12 protein-coding genes and 3 pseudogenes are annotated in these 14,765 nt (G+C 69.5%); 5 read left to right on the top strand and 10 right to left on the bottom strand.

Annotation, left to right across the window (positions count from 1 at the left end):
- Positions 1–159, top strand: a pseudogene (locus tag ACFYTE_RS37390) (esterase); the annotation flags it as partial.
- A gap of 380 nt (positions 160–539) precedes the next feature.
- Here ACFYTE_RS37390 and ACFYTE_RS37395 read toward each other — a convergent pair.
- From ACFYTE_RS37395 to ACFYTE_RS37440, 10 genes are all read right to left on the bottom strand, one after another.
- Positions 540–1,364, bottom strand: a complete 825-nt coding sequence (locus ACFYTE_RS37395) for a 2-phosphosulfolactate phosphatase (protein WP_388720491.1) — start codon at positions 1,362–1,364, stop codon at positions 540–542.
- Positions 1,357–1,995 carry an O-methyltransferase gene (locus ACFYTE_RS37400; protein WP_388720494.1) on the bottom strand — a complete coding sequence of 213 codons (639 nt, stop codon included), beginning with the start codon at positions 1,993–1,995 and terminating at the stop codon, positions 1,357–1,359. The genes ACFYTE_RS37395 and ACFYTE_RS37400 overlap by 8 nt, the downstream gene beginning before the upstream one ends.
- Before the next feature lie 145 nt (positions 1,996–2,140).
- Positions 2,141–2,266: a hypothetical protein gene (locus tag ACFYTE_RS37405; protein ID WP_388720497.1), complete on the bottom strand. Its 126-nt coding sequence runs from the start codon at positions 2,264–2,266 to the stop codon at positions 2,141–2,143.
- Complete coding sequence (locus tag ACFYTE_RS37410) at positions 2,263–3,186, bottom strand: TauD/TfdA family dioxygenase (protein WP_388720500.1); 924 nt, start codon at positions 3,184–3,186, stop codon at positions 2,263–2,265. Before ACFYTE_RS37410 ends, ACFYTE_RS37405 begins: the two co-directional genes overlap by 4 nt.
- 1 nt (position 3,187) lies before the next feature.
- Positions 3,188–3,946, bottom strand: coding sequence for a GntR family transcriptional regulator (locus tag ACFYTE_RS37415; protein WP_388720503.1), 759 nt, complete (start codon positions 3,944–3,946; stop codon positions 3,188–3,190).
- Between the two features lie 11 nt (positions 3,947–3,957).
- Complete coding sequence (locus ACFYTE_RS37420) at positions 3,958–5,085, bottom strand: ABC transporter ATP-binding protein (protein WP_388720506.1); 1,128 nt, start codon at positions 5,083–5,085, stop codon at positions 3,958–3,960.
- Positions 5,086–5,096: 11 nt separating this feature from the next.
- Positions 5,097–6,392, bottom strand: coding sequence for an ABC transporter substrate-binding protein (locus ACFYTE_RS37425; protein WP_388720508.1), 1,296 nt, complete (start codon positions 6,390–6,392; stop codon positions 5,097–5,099).
- A gap of 33 nt (positions 6,393–6,425) precedes the next feature.
- A complete protein-coding gene (locus tag ACFYTE_RS37430) occupies positions 6,426–7,304 on the bottom strand; it encodes a carbohydrate ABC transporter permease (protein WP_388720511.1) in 879 nt (292 codons plus the stop codon).
- Positions 7,301–8,224 (bottom strand): carbohydrate ABC transporter permease, encoded by a 924-nt coding sequence (locus ACFYTE_RS37435; protein WP_388720513.1) that lies wholly within the window; start codon positions 8,222–8,224, stop codon positions 7,301–7,303. The genes ACFYTE_RS37430 and ACFYTE_RS37435 overlap by 4 nt, the downstream gene beginning before the upstream one ends.
- Positions 8,225–9,352: 1,128 nt before the next feature.
- Complete coding sequence (locus ACFYTE_RS37440; RefSeq protein WP_388720516.1) at positions 9,353–9,613, bottom strand: hypothetical protein; 261 nt, start codon at positions 9,611–9,613, stop codon at positions 9,353–9,355.
- A gap of 517 nt (positions 9,614–10,130) precedes the next feature.
- Between ACFYTE_RS37440 and ACFYTE_RS37445 the strand changes: the two genes are divergently transcribed.
- The 4 genes and pseudogenes from ACFYTE_RS37445 to ACFYTE_RS37460 form a co-directional block, all read left to right on the top strand.
- Positions 10,131–11,306, top strand: coding sequence for a hypothetical protein (locus ACFYTE_RS37445; RefSeq protein ID WP_388720519.1), 1,176 nt, complete (start codon positions 10,131–10,133; stop codon positions 11,304–11,306).
- A gap of 339 nt (positions 11,307–11,645) precedes the next feature.
- Positions 11,646–11,948, top strand: a complete 303-nt coding sequence (locus tag ACFYTE_RS37450; RefSeq protein ID WP_388720522.1) for a hypothetical protein — start codon at positions 11,646–11,648, stop codon at positions 11,946–11,948.
- 60 nt (positions 11,949–12,008) lie between these two features.
- Positions 12,009–13,500: pseudogene (locus ACFYTE_RS37455) on the top strand (ISKra4 family transposase).
- Between the two features lie 221 nt (positions 13,501–13,721).
- Positions 13,722–14,738 (top strand): annotated as a pseudogene (locus ACFYTE_RS37460) (phospholipase domain-containing protein); the annotation flags it as partial.
- Between the last annotated feature and the right edge of the window lie 27 nt (positions 14,739–14,765).

Below are 14,765 nucleotides of genomic sequence, written 5' to 3' on the forward strand. Positions count from 1 at the left end.
ATCTGGATCGACCCGGATACCGGCCGCTACGCCGTCCTGCTGACGAACCGTGTCCACCCGTCGAGGGCCGGTGACGGCATCACGGCCGTCCGCCGCGCCTTCCACGACGAGGCCGCGGCGCCGGCCCGCGCGGACCGTTCGGCGCAGCGATCACCGTGACGCCCCGACACCCCGGTGTGCAGGGGCGATTCACCACGTTGTGCAGCCGCCCGGTGCTGTAGAGCCCGACGATCCAGGCGTCGACCTCGGCGTGGGCCTCGCCCATGGGCCGGGGTTCGGACAAAGTGCGTGCGCTGTTCTGGCCGGAGCAACCTCCCTGCCGACAGCCCGAACTGGCCATGCAGGGTCCTGACCAGGACCCCGTGGGGTGATGGTGCGGTGGACATCATCGTCTCCAGCCACGGCAGCCGCCGCCCGCCGCCCAAACCTTGGGGCGGCGGGCGGCCTCGGCGAGAGACGCGTACACCCGGCTCGGCAGCTCGTCGGCGCCCTAGTCCCCGGCGTGCTCGGCGGTCATCGACGGGCGAGGGTGAAGCCGGTCACGGGCGATCGGCGGTGACGAAGAATCCCCGGCTGTCGAGTCGTGGCACGGTGTCGTCGAGGTCGAGGCCGGCTGCTTCGTCGACATCGGGCGCGAAGTTCTTCTGGATCATCTCGCGCCCGGTGGTCGAACCGCGCAGCCACCGGTCCAGGCCGTCGCGCTCGGCGACGGCGTAGGTCGACGCGGCTGCCTTGGCCTCGGTGGACAGGCTTACACCAAGTGCCTCCGCCGCAGCCGCGATCGCACCGGCACCGAGCCAGTCCTCGACCGACGGGCGCATCCCCTCGGGGACAGTGAGCATCGACGACCAGCGTGAGGCGGCCGCGATGACCGTCACCCGCGGGACCACGCCGCCGGTCAAGGCACTGGCACACCAGCGGGCGACCGCCGATCGGTTTCGCAGGCATCCGGCAAGCAGCACTGCGGCGTGCCGGGCGCTACGGACGATGTCGGCGCCGTTGATCGAGGTCAGCGCGACCCGGTCGCCACGGGCGACGTTGCCGACACTGCTGGGAGACAGCGTGAGCTTCGCGTCTGTTCCGCCCTGGGTGAGCGTCGGCGGCGCCACCTGGTAGGTCTGCGCGACCCCGCCCGGGCCGCCCAGCCGCGCCACTTCGGCGCGGGACAGGGCCAGCACGGCCGCGCCCCGGCTGACCGCCATGGTCACCGTGGTGGAGAAGGTGAGCGTGTCGACGACCACGACGGCGTCGCCGCGGTCGGCCGCGAGCTGGGCGGCTTGGCTGCCCCACTCGACGTGCAGATGTGCGGCCGGCCAGGGCTCGAACGGAGCGCTCGGCAAGTCCGAGGCACCGAACTCATGCATGGCGCGCGGCCACCAGGACGCTCGACTCCCCGGAGATGTCTACTACTTCGACGCCCCGCAGCCGGGGATGCCCGAAGACGAACCGCCGCTTGTCCTCTTCGTTGTCCAACAGTGTCGGACCGCCGGGCGGGGTGAGGTCGTCGAAGACAAGCAGTCCACCGATGTCGAGCAGGTCGACGATCGCGTCCCAAGCCGGTGGGTGGATCTCGTGGCGCAGCCCGGCGTCGGCGAACAGCAGGCACGCACCGCCACGCGGGGGTTCGACCGCGTGCCAGTCGCTGTGGACCACGCTCACCCGGGGCTCTCCGGCGAACAGCGCGCCGACCGCGGTGGCCCGCTCGGCGTCGGCCTCGACCGTGATGAGTCGCGCGCCCGGAGCCAGACCGTGTGTGAGCCAGGCCGTGCCGACGCCCGCTCCTGTACCGAGCTCCAGGACCACGGCATCCGGTCGCACGCTGGTACTTGCGGCGAGCGTCGCCAGCAGTTGGCCGACCCCGGGCAGGCAGGACGTCGGAACCCTGTTCTCGGGCCGCACGGGAGGAAGATCGAACTGCTCGGCGAGCTCCAGCGCACCGGCGAGGTGTGTGGGCTCACCTGTCGCCGTCACACCGCTCATCGGGGTGGTTTCCATGTCAGCTCCTTGCTTCTGATGCGCCTGCACGCTGAGTGCGGCGCTGGTTGAGGTACTTCATGTGCATGCCGAACACGTCCGGGCCGTTCCAGCCGCGGCCGTACTCGACGGGACGGCGGGGTGCCCGTCCGGGCTGGTCAGGCAGTCAGGCCCCTGACCCGGGGCGCGCGGCCGCCAGGACGCGCGACTCCCCGGACACGGCTGCTTCGACGCCCCGCAGCCGGGGATGTCCGAAGACGAACCGCCGCTTGTCCTCTTCGCTGCCTGTCACGCGGGACGTCCCTCGCCGAACAGCTTGATCCGCTTCAGTCGCCGCTCCGCGGTACCGGTGATCTCGGTACGACCGTGCATCACACGGGTGTTGTCGAGAAGCACCATGTCACCGGGGGCCAACTGGAAGGTCGCGGTCAATGCGGGGTCGGTGGCCACGGTGGTGAACGCGTCCACGGCCTCGCGATGCGCGGCGCTGGTGACATCGGGATGCCGCTGGAAGCCCGCGACGAGCGCGTCGTGCCGGAACCGCACCCGCCATCGCCCCTCAGGGGTCAGCCGCAGGACGGGCGCCGTCACCGGCGGTTCGTCCAGGCCCAGCGGTGTGTCCAGGAAGGGGAAAACCTCCTCTCTCAGCAGCGCCGTCGTGGTGCCTCCGTCGCGTTCGTCGAGAGCGGCTGCCACGTCGTCGGCCCGGACCACAGTGGACAGGCCGCCGCCGGCGGGGTCGCCGGTCACACACGCCAGTGCCAGGAACTCGTGGGGTCGGTGCTGGACGGGCGAGTCGGTGTGCGGCTTCTGGGCGGCGCGCCCCTTGGACAGGTTCGTCGGACCGGTGGCGGCATCGTCGGGGGCGACCTCGTAGATCAGGCGCTCAGCGGGAGCGCCGTTTCCCCTGCTCGTCGGCTGCCCGAACGCCGCGAGCAGGCCGATCAGCGCGACGTCGCTGGCCACGGGCAGTCCGGTGAAGCGGACCGCACCGTGGACGTCGAGGTGTTCGCCGGCCTGTCGGATGAGGTCGGCCAGGGCGGGCACCGCCTGCGTCAACTCCTCAAGCACCGTCTGCTGCACCCCGGAGGGCTCCAGCTCGGCCGCGGTCAGGCTCAGGCGTTCGGCGGCCTCCCGCAGCCCGTCATGTGTCGCGTGTGTGTCGAGTGTGGGCGGGGCACCGCTGCCTGCCGCCGGGCGGGTGGTTTCCATGTCAGCTCCTTGTTTCTGGTGCGCCTGCACGCTGAGTGCGGCGCTTGCTCTGGTACTCCATGCGCATGTCGAACACGTCCGGCCTGTGCCAGCCGCGGCCGAACTCCAGGGGACGGCCATCGCGCCCGTCGACGACCAAGCTGGTCAGGCCCCAGACCCGGGGCCGGCCCTCCAGTTCGAGGTCGGCCGCGATCTCCTCACCCGGGACCTGCATGTCGACGCGCGTCCACTCACGCTGGGGGTGGTGGCCGAGGCTGGTCAGGATGGTGTGGAGCGAGCCACCGGTGGCGAGCAGGTCACGGAAGCCCGGTGCAAGATCGGCCGGCAGACAGGTCAGCGCGGTGTTCGCGACCAGGCCGTTGACCAGGCCGATGCGGCGTAGCCGGACGACCTTGTCCCTGGGGCCCAGTTCGAGCCGCTCCCGGGTCTCCGGATCGGGCTGTGTGAGGACGGCGTCCACCGACTTCACGGACGGCTCGCCACCCGCGCGGCGCACCGTCTGGCTCCAACTCGGTGGCAGGTCGGGCCTGATGGTGAACACCAGTCGCAGGGCCACGAACGTGCCCGATCCCTTGCTGCGCCGCACCAGGTGCCGGCGCTCCAGCTCCTGGAGAGCCGCGCGGGTGGTCACCCGGCTCACCCCGTGCAGCGTCGCGAGTTCGTTCTCGCTCGGGAGCCGGTCACCGCCGTTCATGGTGGCGATCGAGTCCTCAAGCAAGTCGGCCAGCGCGAGATAGTTCGGCACGGCCCCGTTCGGCATCGATAACTCTCCTATCGTGATCCGCTCGACAGCGGCAGGGTGGCGTGGAGCCTGTGACCTGCGGTGTCGAAGAGGTGGATGTCCGCCAAGTTCGCGATGACCGTGATGTCGGCGGGCACCGTCCGGTCGGCATGGATCCGCACCCGGGCGCGCTGGTCACCGCCCGTACGAAAGTGCACGAGCCGTTCACGGCCCAGTAGTTCCTGTTCCTCCACCGTGCCGTGCAGCACGAGATCCGCGCTGGTGGCGTCCTCGGGGCCCGCGACCAGCCGAAGGTCTTCGGGCCGGACTCCGAGACAGCCGATTCGGTCCTCGGCGAGCGTGGCGAGCAGGGGCGCGGGCAGGGCGACTTGGGCCCCTGCCAGGTCGAGCATGTTCATGCCGCCGAGAAAGGAGGCGACGAACCGGGTGGCCGGCTGCTGGTAGACCTGCTCGGGCGGGCCGTCCTGCTCGATCCGCCCGTCGCGCATCACCACCAGCCGGTCCGCGAGGGCGAGAGCTTCGGCCTGGTCGTGCGTGACGTAGAACGTGGTCGTACCGCTTCGGCGCTGCAGGCGACGGATCTCGGCGCGGAGCTCACCGCGCAACTCGGCGTCGAGGTTGGACAGCGGTTCGTCCATCAGAAGCACGTTCGGTTCGCGTACCAGTGCCCGGCCGATACCGACGCGCTGGCGCTGACCACCGGAAAGCTGCGCGGGACGCGACCCTGTCACTGGCCCAAGCCGTAGCAGCTCCGCCATTTCACGCGCCCGCCGACGGCGGTCCTGGCGGGGGGCCTTGGCCATGCGCAAGGGGTATTCGATGTTCTCCAGCACGGTCTTGGTGGGGTAGAGGGCGTAGTTCTGGAAGACCATCGCTACACCCCGTTCCCCTGGTTCCCGGTGGGTCACTTCCGTGCCGCCGATCACCACCCGGCCCGCGGAGATCCGCTCCAGACCGGCGATGCAGCGCAGCAGGGTGGTCTTGCCGCATCCCGAGGGGCCGAGCAGGACGACGAATGTGCCCGGCTCGACGGCCAGATCCACGCCGTCGAGGGCGCGCTTGCCATCGGCGTAGACCTTGGTGATCGTCTCCACGCCGACCGACCGGCTGGAGGAGGCTTGTTCGGCTTGCTCGCCGCGCACTGTGGTCGTGGTCATGAGCACCCGCCTCACCGCAGCAGGAGACCGGAGATGGACTGGGCCGCGTCATCCAGCGCCCGCTGGACCGGCTTCGTACCGCTCATCGCCGCGACGACCGCGTCCTGAAGCTGCTTCTGCGCTTCGGCCGCGTGCGCGCCGGGAAACTGGTACCAGGGCACCAGCGTCTTGATCTCGGCGACACCTGCGGCGCGCAGCGGCTCCTTGCGCAGCAGGTTTCCCAGATATCGCGGATCGGTGAGAGCCTGCTGGTTGACCGACGTGTAGCCGGACGTCTTCACCAGTTGGGTCTGCCCGGCAGGCCCGATCAGCTCCTGGACCACCTTCCACGCCGAGCGCCGCACCTTCTCGTCTCTGGCGAAGATCACCGCGGATCCACCGCCGGGCGGTGTGCGGCGGCGGCCGCCGTCGGGCACGGGCAGGACGTCTGTACGGATCGGGAACGACGCACCGGCGGCGACGGCGGTGCTCTGCGATGAGCTCTGCAGCATCATGCCGATGTCACCGCGGAGGAAGGCCGCGGTCAGATCGGCCGACGCAGTGACGGTGCTGATGCCGTCCTGGACGAGATCCCGCCAGTACTGCAGCAGTCGCACCATGGGCTGCCCGTTGACCGTCACATGTTTCTCGGCCGGGTCCATCATCGACCCGCCCGCGGAATCGAGCATGGCCTGCAGCGCCCAGTTCGAATCGGTGCTGTAGGCCCAGGCGACTCCGTAACGGGCGGCCTTGCTGCTGACGATCTTGGTCGCGTATGTCTTCAGCTCGCTGAACGTGGCCGGTGCCCGGTCCGGGTCGAGGCCGGCTTTGCGCAGCACCTCCACGTTGAGATACAGCACGAGGGTGCTGACGGAATAAGGCAGGCCCATCGTCCGGCCACCGTACTTGCCGACGTTCAGCAAGGCGGACGAGTACTGCGAGGCGTCGAACTTCGCCTGCGTCATGAGAGCGTCCAGGGGCTGCGCGAGCTTGCTGTCGGCATAGGTACGCACCGAGTTGATGCCCACGAGCGCGACGTCCGGCCGGTGGCCCGCAGTGAGATCGGCCTGCAGACGGGTGTCGACCTCGGTCCACGCCGGCCCGGCCTGCTCGATCTTCACTGTGATACCGGTCCGGCGGGTGAACCCCGGCCCAAGAACGCGCTTGACGTTGTTCACGATCTTGGGATCGGAAGAGGTGAGCAGGTTGATCGTCTTGGCGTCGGTGTTGCCGGCACCGCTACTGCTGCCGCAGGCGGTGGCTGTGCCCGCGGCGGCGACGGCGAGCGCCCCCATCAGGGCATGCCGCCGGGTGAGCGTGACGTTCATCGGTATTCCGTTTCGAGTGGGTTGGGCGCGGGCTCATTCGCCGCCGTTGGTCAGCGCGATGCCGCGCACCAACTGGCGCTGGACGAGGAGGAAGAAGAGCAGGAGCGGCATGGTGGCCAGTGTGGCCGCGGCCATCTGGGTGCCGTATGTGCTGAGGCTGTCCGGTGCGGCGTAGCGTGCGATGCCGTAGGGCACCGTGGCCACCTGGTCCGAGCGCAGCAGCATCGAGGGCCAGTACAGATCGTTCCAATGCCCGACGACGGTGAACACGGCGAAGGCCGCAAGAGCCGGCCTGACGTTGGGCAGCACGATGCGCCACACCATCGCGACGGGGCCGACCCTGTCCAGCCGGGCCGCGTCGAAGACGCTCTGCGGCAGGGAGAGCACGAACTGGCGGAACAGGAAGATCCCGAACGCGCTGCCGACGCTCGGCAGTACCAGTGCGGTGTAGCTGTCCAGCAGGTTCACTTTGGACAGGGCGTAGAAGACCGGGATCCCGGTCACCTGCGGTGGTATCGCCAGGCAGAGCATGACCGTCCAGAACGACAGCTTGCGGTTGCGGAACCTCAGCCGGGCCAGCGCGTAGCCGGCCGGCAGTGAGGTCAGCACCTGCGCGGCGAAAACCACGGCGACGACCACGACCGTGTGCAGATACAGGCCGGGCCAGTCGACGTCGTGCCAGGCCTGCCGGAAGTTGGCCAGGGTGAAGCCCGACAGGCTCACCGACCCGGGCTTGAGCCGGCGGTTCGGGGTGATCGCGGCCAGTGCCATGAGCAGGAACGGGGTCAGCATGAACACCGCACCCGCGGCGAGCCCGGCACGCAGGCTCCAGCGAACCCACCTGCCGCGTCTGTCGTCGGCCCGGCGGCGGGCGGGCCGCGGGCGCGCTTCGGTCACCGTTGTCGTGCTCATCGACTACCGTCCTTGTCCCAGCGGCGCCCGCCGAGGCGCAGCTGCACCGCCACCGTGATCAGGACCAGTACCAGCAGTACGGCGTTGATCACGGAACCGCCGCCGATGTCGAGATAGCTCACTCCGCGCTGCCACGCGAGGAACGAGAGTGTGCTGGTGCTCTGCTGCGGCCCGCCCTCGGTCATCACCCGGACCTGGTCGTACACGCGCAGCGAGTCACGGGTGGTGATGACCAGCGCGAACGTCGTGGCCGGCCCGATCGCGGGCCAGATCACCGACCAGAACCTCTGCCAGGCACCGGCCCGGTCTATCCGGGCGGCGTCCTCCAGGTGGGCGGGCACGTTCGACAGGCCGGCAAGGAACATCACCACACACGACCCGATCCCCGCCCAGCTGCCGACGATCGCGACCGCGGGCAGCGCCAGCGTCGTCGACCCCAGCCAGCTGTCCTGCCCGACGAGTCGGCCGAGCGTTTCGTCGAAAACACCCGCGTGTGGGTAGAAGAGCCACCGCCACACCACGGACATCGCGGCCAGCGTGGCCGCCGTCGGCGCGAAGTAGGCGGTCCGCCACAGCCCCGCGCCGCGGCCGGCGGCCCGGATGGTGAGCGCGATCAGCAGGCCGCCCACGACCTCTACGGGCACGGTCAGCGCGGTGTAGAGAAGCGTGTTCCCGGTCGCCTGCCACAACTCCCGGCCGGCCAGGACGCGACGCCAGTTGTCCAGACCGGCAAAGCTCGTCTCCTGGCTGAGCGGATCGAAGTTCAGCAGCGCCAGCACGCCCACGGCCAGGACGGGCAGCACGACGAACGCGATCAGAAAAGCGAAAGCCGGCCCCAGCAACGCCGCGGTCACCCTGGCCTCGCGCAATCGGAGACGCCGTGGTCTCTCGTCCGGGGGCACAACAGTCGTCGTAGTCACGGCCCTGACGTTACAAATTGTGGTGCAGTCGCGTCATCCAACAAACTTGAACCATCAGGTGAACAACTTGTTACTACAGCTTTGGCCCGGTCGTCTCACCGTCCTGGGCGGCCCGGCCTGGTCGGGCCGCGTCGGCCACGCGACGCCGACGGAAAATGACGGGAAAGACATGACGAGTACTCCCTTTGTTCACTTTCGCGCAGGGGGGTGATGGTGTCGTACGGGCACCTACGGGATCCAGGATGCGACGCCGATGCCCGGGAGGCCGCCGCTGCCGCACTGCGCCAGGCCGCCGTGGCCGAGCATTGCTCACCCCGGGGCGGGGCCAAGGCCGGAACGTCTAACTTGTCCTTCGGTGCTGCCGCTGCCGTCATCGTCCCTCTTCACAAGCTCACCCGGCTCACGTCAGCGTCCTTTCGGACCCGGGCACCGGCCCGGTATCCGGCGAGTTGGCCGGGACCACGGCGGAGAGGCCGCCGCTGGTGCTGTCCCGGTTTCCCCTGGCCTTTCGGCCCACCGGCATTCGCTTCTTGAGCCGTCCTGTCCCGCCGGAGACGTCAGCCTTCCTCACGGTCGGCCCACCGCCGTCAACCGGCGGCCTCCGTCGGGGTTTCCACGTTCCGCGCGCGCAAGCTGCGGCCGGGTTGGGCGCCCTCTATGCCCCGGGGCGGCGGTGTCCTCCCGGGCGGCGTGAATCATCCGCCCGGCGCCTGCCGCATCGCGGCGGCTTGCCCTGCACCCCGCGTCTGCATCCCACCTGCGGGGCTTTCTCTCACGAGGCGTCATCGAGGGTTCACTGGTGTTCGCCCGTCCGGCCTTCCCCTTGCCTGTCGCCCCCGGGTGGAACAGGGGCTCTTGGGCTTCTCCCCGGAGCTTCGCACCCCGCCGTCACCAGCGACGCACGTCCGGGTGGGGACGGGTCATCGGACACGAACCCGGGACTACCCTGTCATCGGCGACACCGCCGACCCCCTCTCCAAGAGCGTCCACTCCTCGCCCACGACCTCGTGTCGCACCTTCACCTGGGAAGTGCCTCCGACAGTGGCAGGAACAAGGATCTCGACAATCCTCATTCTTGCTGGTCAGAGGCACTTTTCGCTTACCTGACCATCCGTCGGACAGCCCGCTTCATGAAAGCGCGAGGTTTGTTACAAGAGCGGGGTTTCTACACCCAGGTGCCCGTCTGAAGAAGGTGCCGCGGGTGCCGACCCCTGCGGACCGCAATCCCGGCAAGCCCTGGCGGCCCGGCACCTCCACGGTGATCTCCCGGACGGCCTCCACCACCTCGATGCGAGTCGTCGCGGCCCGCTGCGCGGCCTTGACCTCCTCGGCCGAGACCTCCGCGGGGTGCATGACCCACTTTGCCTCGATACTCGCGGCCCGCGCCACCAGCCGCTCCTCCGGCGGAAGCGCCAGCCGGGCCCTTCCAGAAGAGGCGCAGCGAAGTACGAACGGCGTCCCTGTGGTGTCCCGGTCGTGTCTCCTGGGAGGCGCCACCCGGCATCCCTGCACAGGTGAGTCATCCGAAGGCTCTGTGTGCAACGCCAGTGCGGCACTGCCGGGGCGCGCACGAGACACCGTGAGGACGTGCACAGAACTCCAAGAGGTACACCGGTATCAGTCGGTGTCTTATCGGTGTCCCCGTCGCGTCTCGTTCGTGTGCTGATGAGTCACCTTGGCGCGCTTCCTTGGCCAGCCGGTTCCGCTCGTTCTCCTCACGCCGCTGGGCCTTCAGCGCCTTCCTCGCCGCGGCCTCCTCCATCTGCTTCGCCCGCACCCGCTGCTCAGCGGTCGGATCTGTCCCGTCAAGGGCTGCGACGAGATGTCCTACACGTCTCGCGAGCGGGCCCTTTGCCGGAGATGCGAGAAGAGGATGAAGGAGTCCGGGGAACCCATCGAGGAGTTCGTGGCCACGGCCAAGCACAACTGGCGGTCGATCGGCACCCGCCCCTGCCTGGTTCCCGGATGCGCCCGGCCCCGCAGAACGATTCGCCAGGCTCTCTGTGAGGCGCACTGCTACCAGCAGCAGAAGATCCACCGCGTGACGATCGAGGAGTTCCTCCGGCTACCTGGCCTGCAGCCGTTCGAGCGCCTCGCGCCCTGCGCGGTGACCGCCTGCTACCGAGACCGCGGCAACGGCCAGTACTGCCCGCCACACCGCCAGACACGCAACATCTTGCGCCGCACCGGCCGACTGGAAGACGCGGAACTCTGGCAGCGGACCGCGCCGGCGGTGGTCGAGCACGGCGTCGTCAGCCTGCCCGGCTTGCCCGACCAGGTGGTCGCGGGAGTCCTCTACTGTCTGCAGGACCGCAACCCTAAGGGCATCAAGCAGAAGGACCAGGAACTTCGCCCGTTCGTCGATGCCGTCCGCACTCAGCAGCTCGCCTCGATCAAGGACATCGACCTCAGCGCGATGAAGTCCACGGGCAAACAGTTGGCACTCGGCTTCCTCAAGCACCTCGCCCGCTTCGGCTTGTCTCCTGAGACCGAACGACACAAGGACACCTGGGACGGCGCCGCCTTCGGGCTGAGCAAAGGCTTCCTCCACTTCAGGGGCATCTCTCAGCAGTGGCTGCGCAAGGCCACCCAGCAGTGGGCTATCGACGATCTTCCCCGTCGGCGCGGGAGGAACCCCCTTCCCCCTGTACAGCGTCAGATCAACTCCATCGCCATGCTCTCCAAGAGCCTGCGCCTGAACCGCGACGACGACGGTCACGACCCGCGCCTCCTGGGCAGGGACGACATCGTCCTCTTCCTCAACCGCCTCCTCTTTCTCCAGCTCCAAGGCGAGATCTCGGCCCTGCACCGGCACTGGGACGCGCGCGACGTCCGGCGCGTGCTCACCCGCATGAGGACCTTGGGCCTGCCCCAGCCCGGGCAGCCCCTGCACGGCCTCCGGGACGACTTCGCCCTCCGTCAGGAGGACGTGCCCGAGTACGACGAGGACGACGACGCCGGCCGCGACCTCCCGGTCGAGGTGATGCGCCAGCTCTGCCAGCGCCTGGACAGCCTCGATCCCGACGGCCACCAGCTCCATCGCACAGCGACCGAACTTCTCACGGGTGCGGCTCTTCCGTAGGGAGGGGGTGGGCTGGGAGTTCGGCGCTGGGGCTGTGGTCTTGGGAATGCTGCTTCTAGGGTGTGGTCACGGCCTTGGGGCGGCGATGGGTTCGTTGTTCGAGGAGTTGGACGCGCGGGAGGAAGCATCCCGTACACGGATCGAGGAACTGCGACGGCAGATCGTCGAGTTGACGCAGGTGATCGAGCATGAGGAAGCGACGCTGTCGTGTCTTGTGACTACTCGGGAGACGGTCACGGAGATCCTCGGGCCCGGTTCCGGTCCGAAGGCGCGGGCGCGGACGCGGACGCGGGAGAATCGTCGACTCAGGTCGGACAGGAGTCCGGGGCCGCTGCCGGCTTGCCGATCGGGGTGCTGACGGTGCGGCCGTGGCAGGCGGGCATCTCGGCGGCCGTGTTGCCACGCGCCTACCAGGACATCCTGGAGGTTTTCGCGGACCACAGGGCAGGGATGCTGCCTGCCGGGCGGGTATCCGCGGCCGTGGGTCTGGGGAGCGACAAGTCGAAGATCGAGGGGCTGCGGTCGAAGCTGAACAAGCTTGCCGAGCGCGGCTGGCTCGACCTTGAGGGTCCGGGGATGTTCGTGCTGCCGCTGCGGGTGGCCGGGTCCGTCGCGCGCAGTGTCGGGAAACCGGCGCACTGACGGGCTCTTCTTCCTACCGTCGAAAGTGCGACCAATCGAGACGCCCGGAAGAAGAGCCCGATGGAACGGTACGACACTGCTGTGGCAGCTGACCCCTTTGCCCGCGCGACGATCTGCTTCCAGGAGTTAACCGGCAAGCTCGGCTCCCCGGGGGCGGGTCGGCTCACCCACAACGAGTTGGAAGACCTGCTCACCGAGCGCGGCCGACAGCTGATGCGGTAGTTGCTGCAGGACCACCTCGACCTGCGTGCCCCGCGGGAGGAGGCCGACCATGCCGCCGCTGCGGTGGCGGCCGGGCGGTCGCGCGTCGGGCGGGCCCTGGCCACGGTGGTGGGCCCGGTCACCGTGCGCCGCCTGGCCTTGAGGGCTCCGGGGAAACTGAACATCTACCCGGCCGATGACGCCCTGGCGCTCCCGCTTACCCGGCACAGCCTCGGTCTTCGCCGCCTGGCGGTTCTCGAGGCGGCTCGCGGCTCCTACGACGACGCGCACCGGGCCATCGAGCGCCGGTGCGGGCAGGTGGCCGGCAAGCGGCAGCTGGAGGAGCTGGTTAGGCCGCCGCGGTGGACGTGGCCGCCTTCTATACGGCGCGCACCCCGGTGCTGTCCACGGGTGAGGTGCTGCTGGTGCTCTCCGCCGATGCCAAGGGCATCGTGATGAGACCGGACGCGCTGCGGCCGGACACCGCGAAAGCGGCGGCGGGCAAGAAGCGTGGACGGGGCGTCCTCCGCACTCGCCTCGCGTCCAGGGAGAAGAGCTGCCGCAAGCGGATGGCCGCGCTGGCCTGCGTCTACGACGCCGCCCCGGCATCGCGGCGCCCGCACGACGTGATCGCCGTGCCCGGTGGCCGGACCGGCGGCCGTGCGCTGCGCAAGGGACCGCCTGCCCGGGCCAAATGGCTGACCGCTTCGGTCGACCGTGAAGCCGCCGCGGTGATCGCCGCCGCGTTCGACCAGGCTGAGGCCTGCGACCCCGTCCACCGGCGGTGCTGGGTGGTGCTGGTGGACGGCGATCGTCACCAGATCGAACTGGCCGAGGCCGAGGCCGCCCGCCGGAAGGTGACGATCCATCTGATCGTGGATCTGATCCACGTGATCGAGTATCTCTGGAAGGCGTCCTTGTGCTTCCACGCCAAGGACGATCCGGCCGCCGAGGACTGGGTCGCCGGGCATGCTGGCCCTCCTGCACGGCCGTTGTGCCGAGGCTGCCGCCCGCATCGCGCGGCAGGCCGATGACCTGGGGCTGACGACCGAGCGGCGCGGGGGCGTCGAGGAGTGCGTGCGCTACCTCGCGAACAAGGAGCCCTACCTGGGCTACGCGCAGGCCCTGGAGCAGGGCTGGCCAATCGCGACCGGGGTAGTGGAGGGCGAGTGCCGCCACTTGATCGATCACCGGATCCCGGTGGAGCGTCGAGGGTGGCGAAGCCCTCCTCCTCCTCCGTGCCGTGATCATCAACGGAGACTTCGAGGAATACTGGCTGCACCACATCGAACAAGAACATCTCCGCACTCGGCAGGCCCGCCACCAGGACGGATACGCCCTCACCGCTTGACCGAGCAGGTAACTACGAAAGAGCCGCACCCACCGGGGTTTCGTGTTTCTACGTCACGACGACGTCACCCCCGACCGGCGCGGCAGTGCGCACAGCGCTGGTCGCACTGTGGTCGCATACGTGCGTGAAGTGGGGTGTAGTCGGGTGCAGTCGGGTGCGGTATCCGTGCAGGTCAGACCCAGTTTCCCGGGTTACGCTGCTGGTGGCGAAACCGCGTGTCTGAGAACGACGGCTTCTTCGACCACCTGGTCCCGCCGTTCCCGCCGGCCTCCGCCGCACAGGGCAAGTCGACCGTCGACGCCGGCCTCGACCTGTTCAAGGGCGACAGCGGCCATGTCGCAGGCCCCTACGGGCTGGGCCAGCGGGTGCCGATGCTGGTCGTCTCCCCGTGGAGCAAGGGCGGCTTCGTCTGTTCAGAGACCCTCGACCACACCTCGATCATCCGGTTCATGGAGCGCCGCTTCGGTGTGCACGAGCCGAACATCTCGCCCTGGCGGCGCGCGGTCTGCGGCGACCTGACGGCCGCCTTCGACTTCTCCCGCAGGGACACCCGGCCGGTCGCCCTGCCCGCCACCGACGGCTATCGGCCGCCCGACCGCGACCGGCACCCCGACTACGTGCCCACCCCGCCCGCCGACCAGGCGCTGCCGCGGCAGGAGCGCGGCCTGCGACCCACCCGCCCGCTCGGCTACGCCCCCGTGGTGGACGGCTCGGCCGATCCGGCGGCCGGGACGTTCACGCTCGCCTTCACCTCCGGCGCGCGGGCCGGTGCCGCCTTCCTCGTCACCTCCGGCAACCGCACCGACGGACCCTGGACCTACACCACCGAGGCGGGCACGTCCGTCGCCGACACCTGGAACTCGGCGTACTCGAAGGGCTCGTACGACCTGACCGTGCACGGCCCGAACGGCTTCCTGCGCGTGTTCAAGGGCCCCGGCAGGAGCGCGGGGCCCGAGGTCACCGTGCGGCCCCTGGGCGACGACGTGCAGCTCACCTTCACCAACAAGGGCTCGGGCACGGTGCGGCTGAAGGTCGCCGACGGGTACGGCGGCAAACGGTGGACGGTGACGGTGCGGGCCGGGGCCACCGTCCGGCGCACCGTGGACCTCTCGGCGAGCCGGCGCTGGTACGACCTGACCGTGACCTCCGAGGCCGACCCAGGCTTCCTGCGCGGGTTCGCCGGACACGTCGAGAACGGACACCCCGGGGTCAGTGATCCGGCGATCGGCGCCCAGTGACGCCCGGATGACGACCGAGGCGGACGG

Source organism: Streptomyces sp. NPDC004629 (assembly GCF_042873595.1).
In the GTDB taxonomy this organism is placed as follows: Bacteria; Actinomycetota; Actinomycetes; order Streptomycetales; family Streptomycetaceae; genus Streptomyces.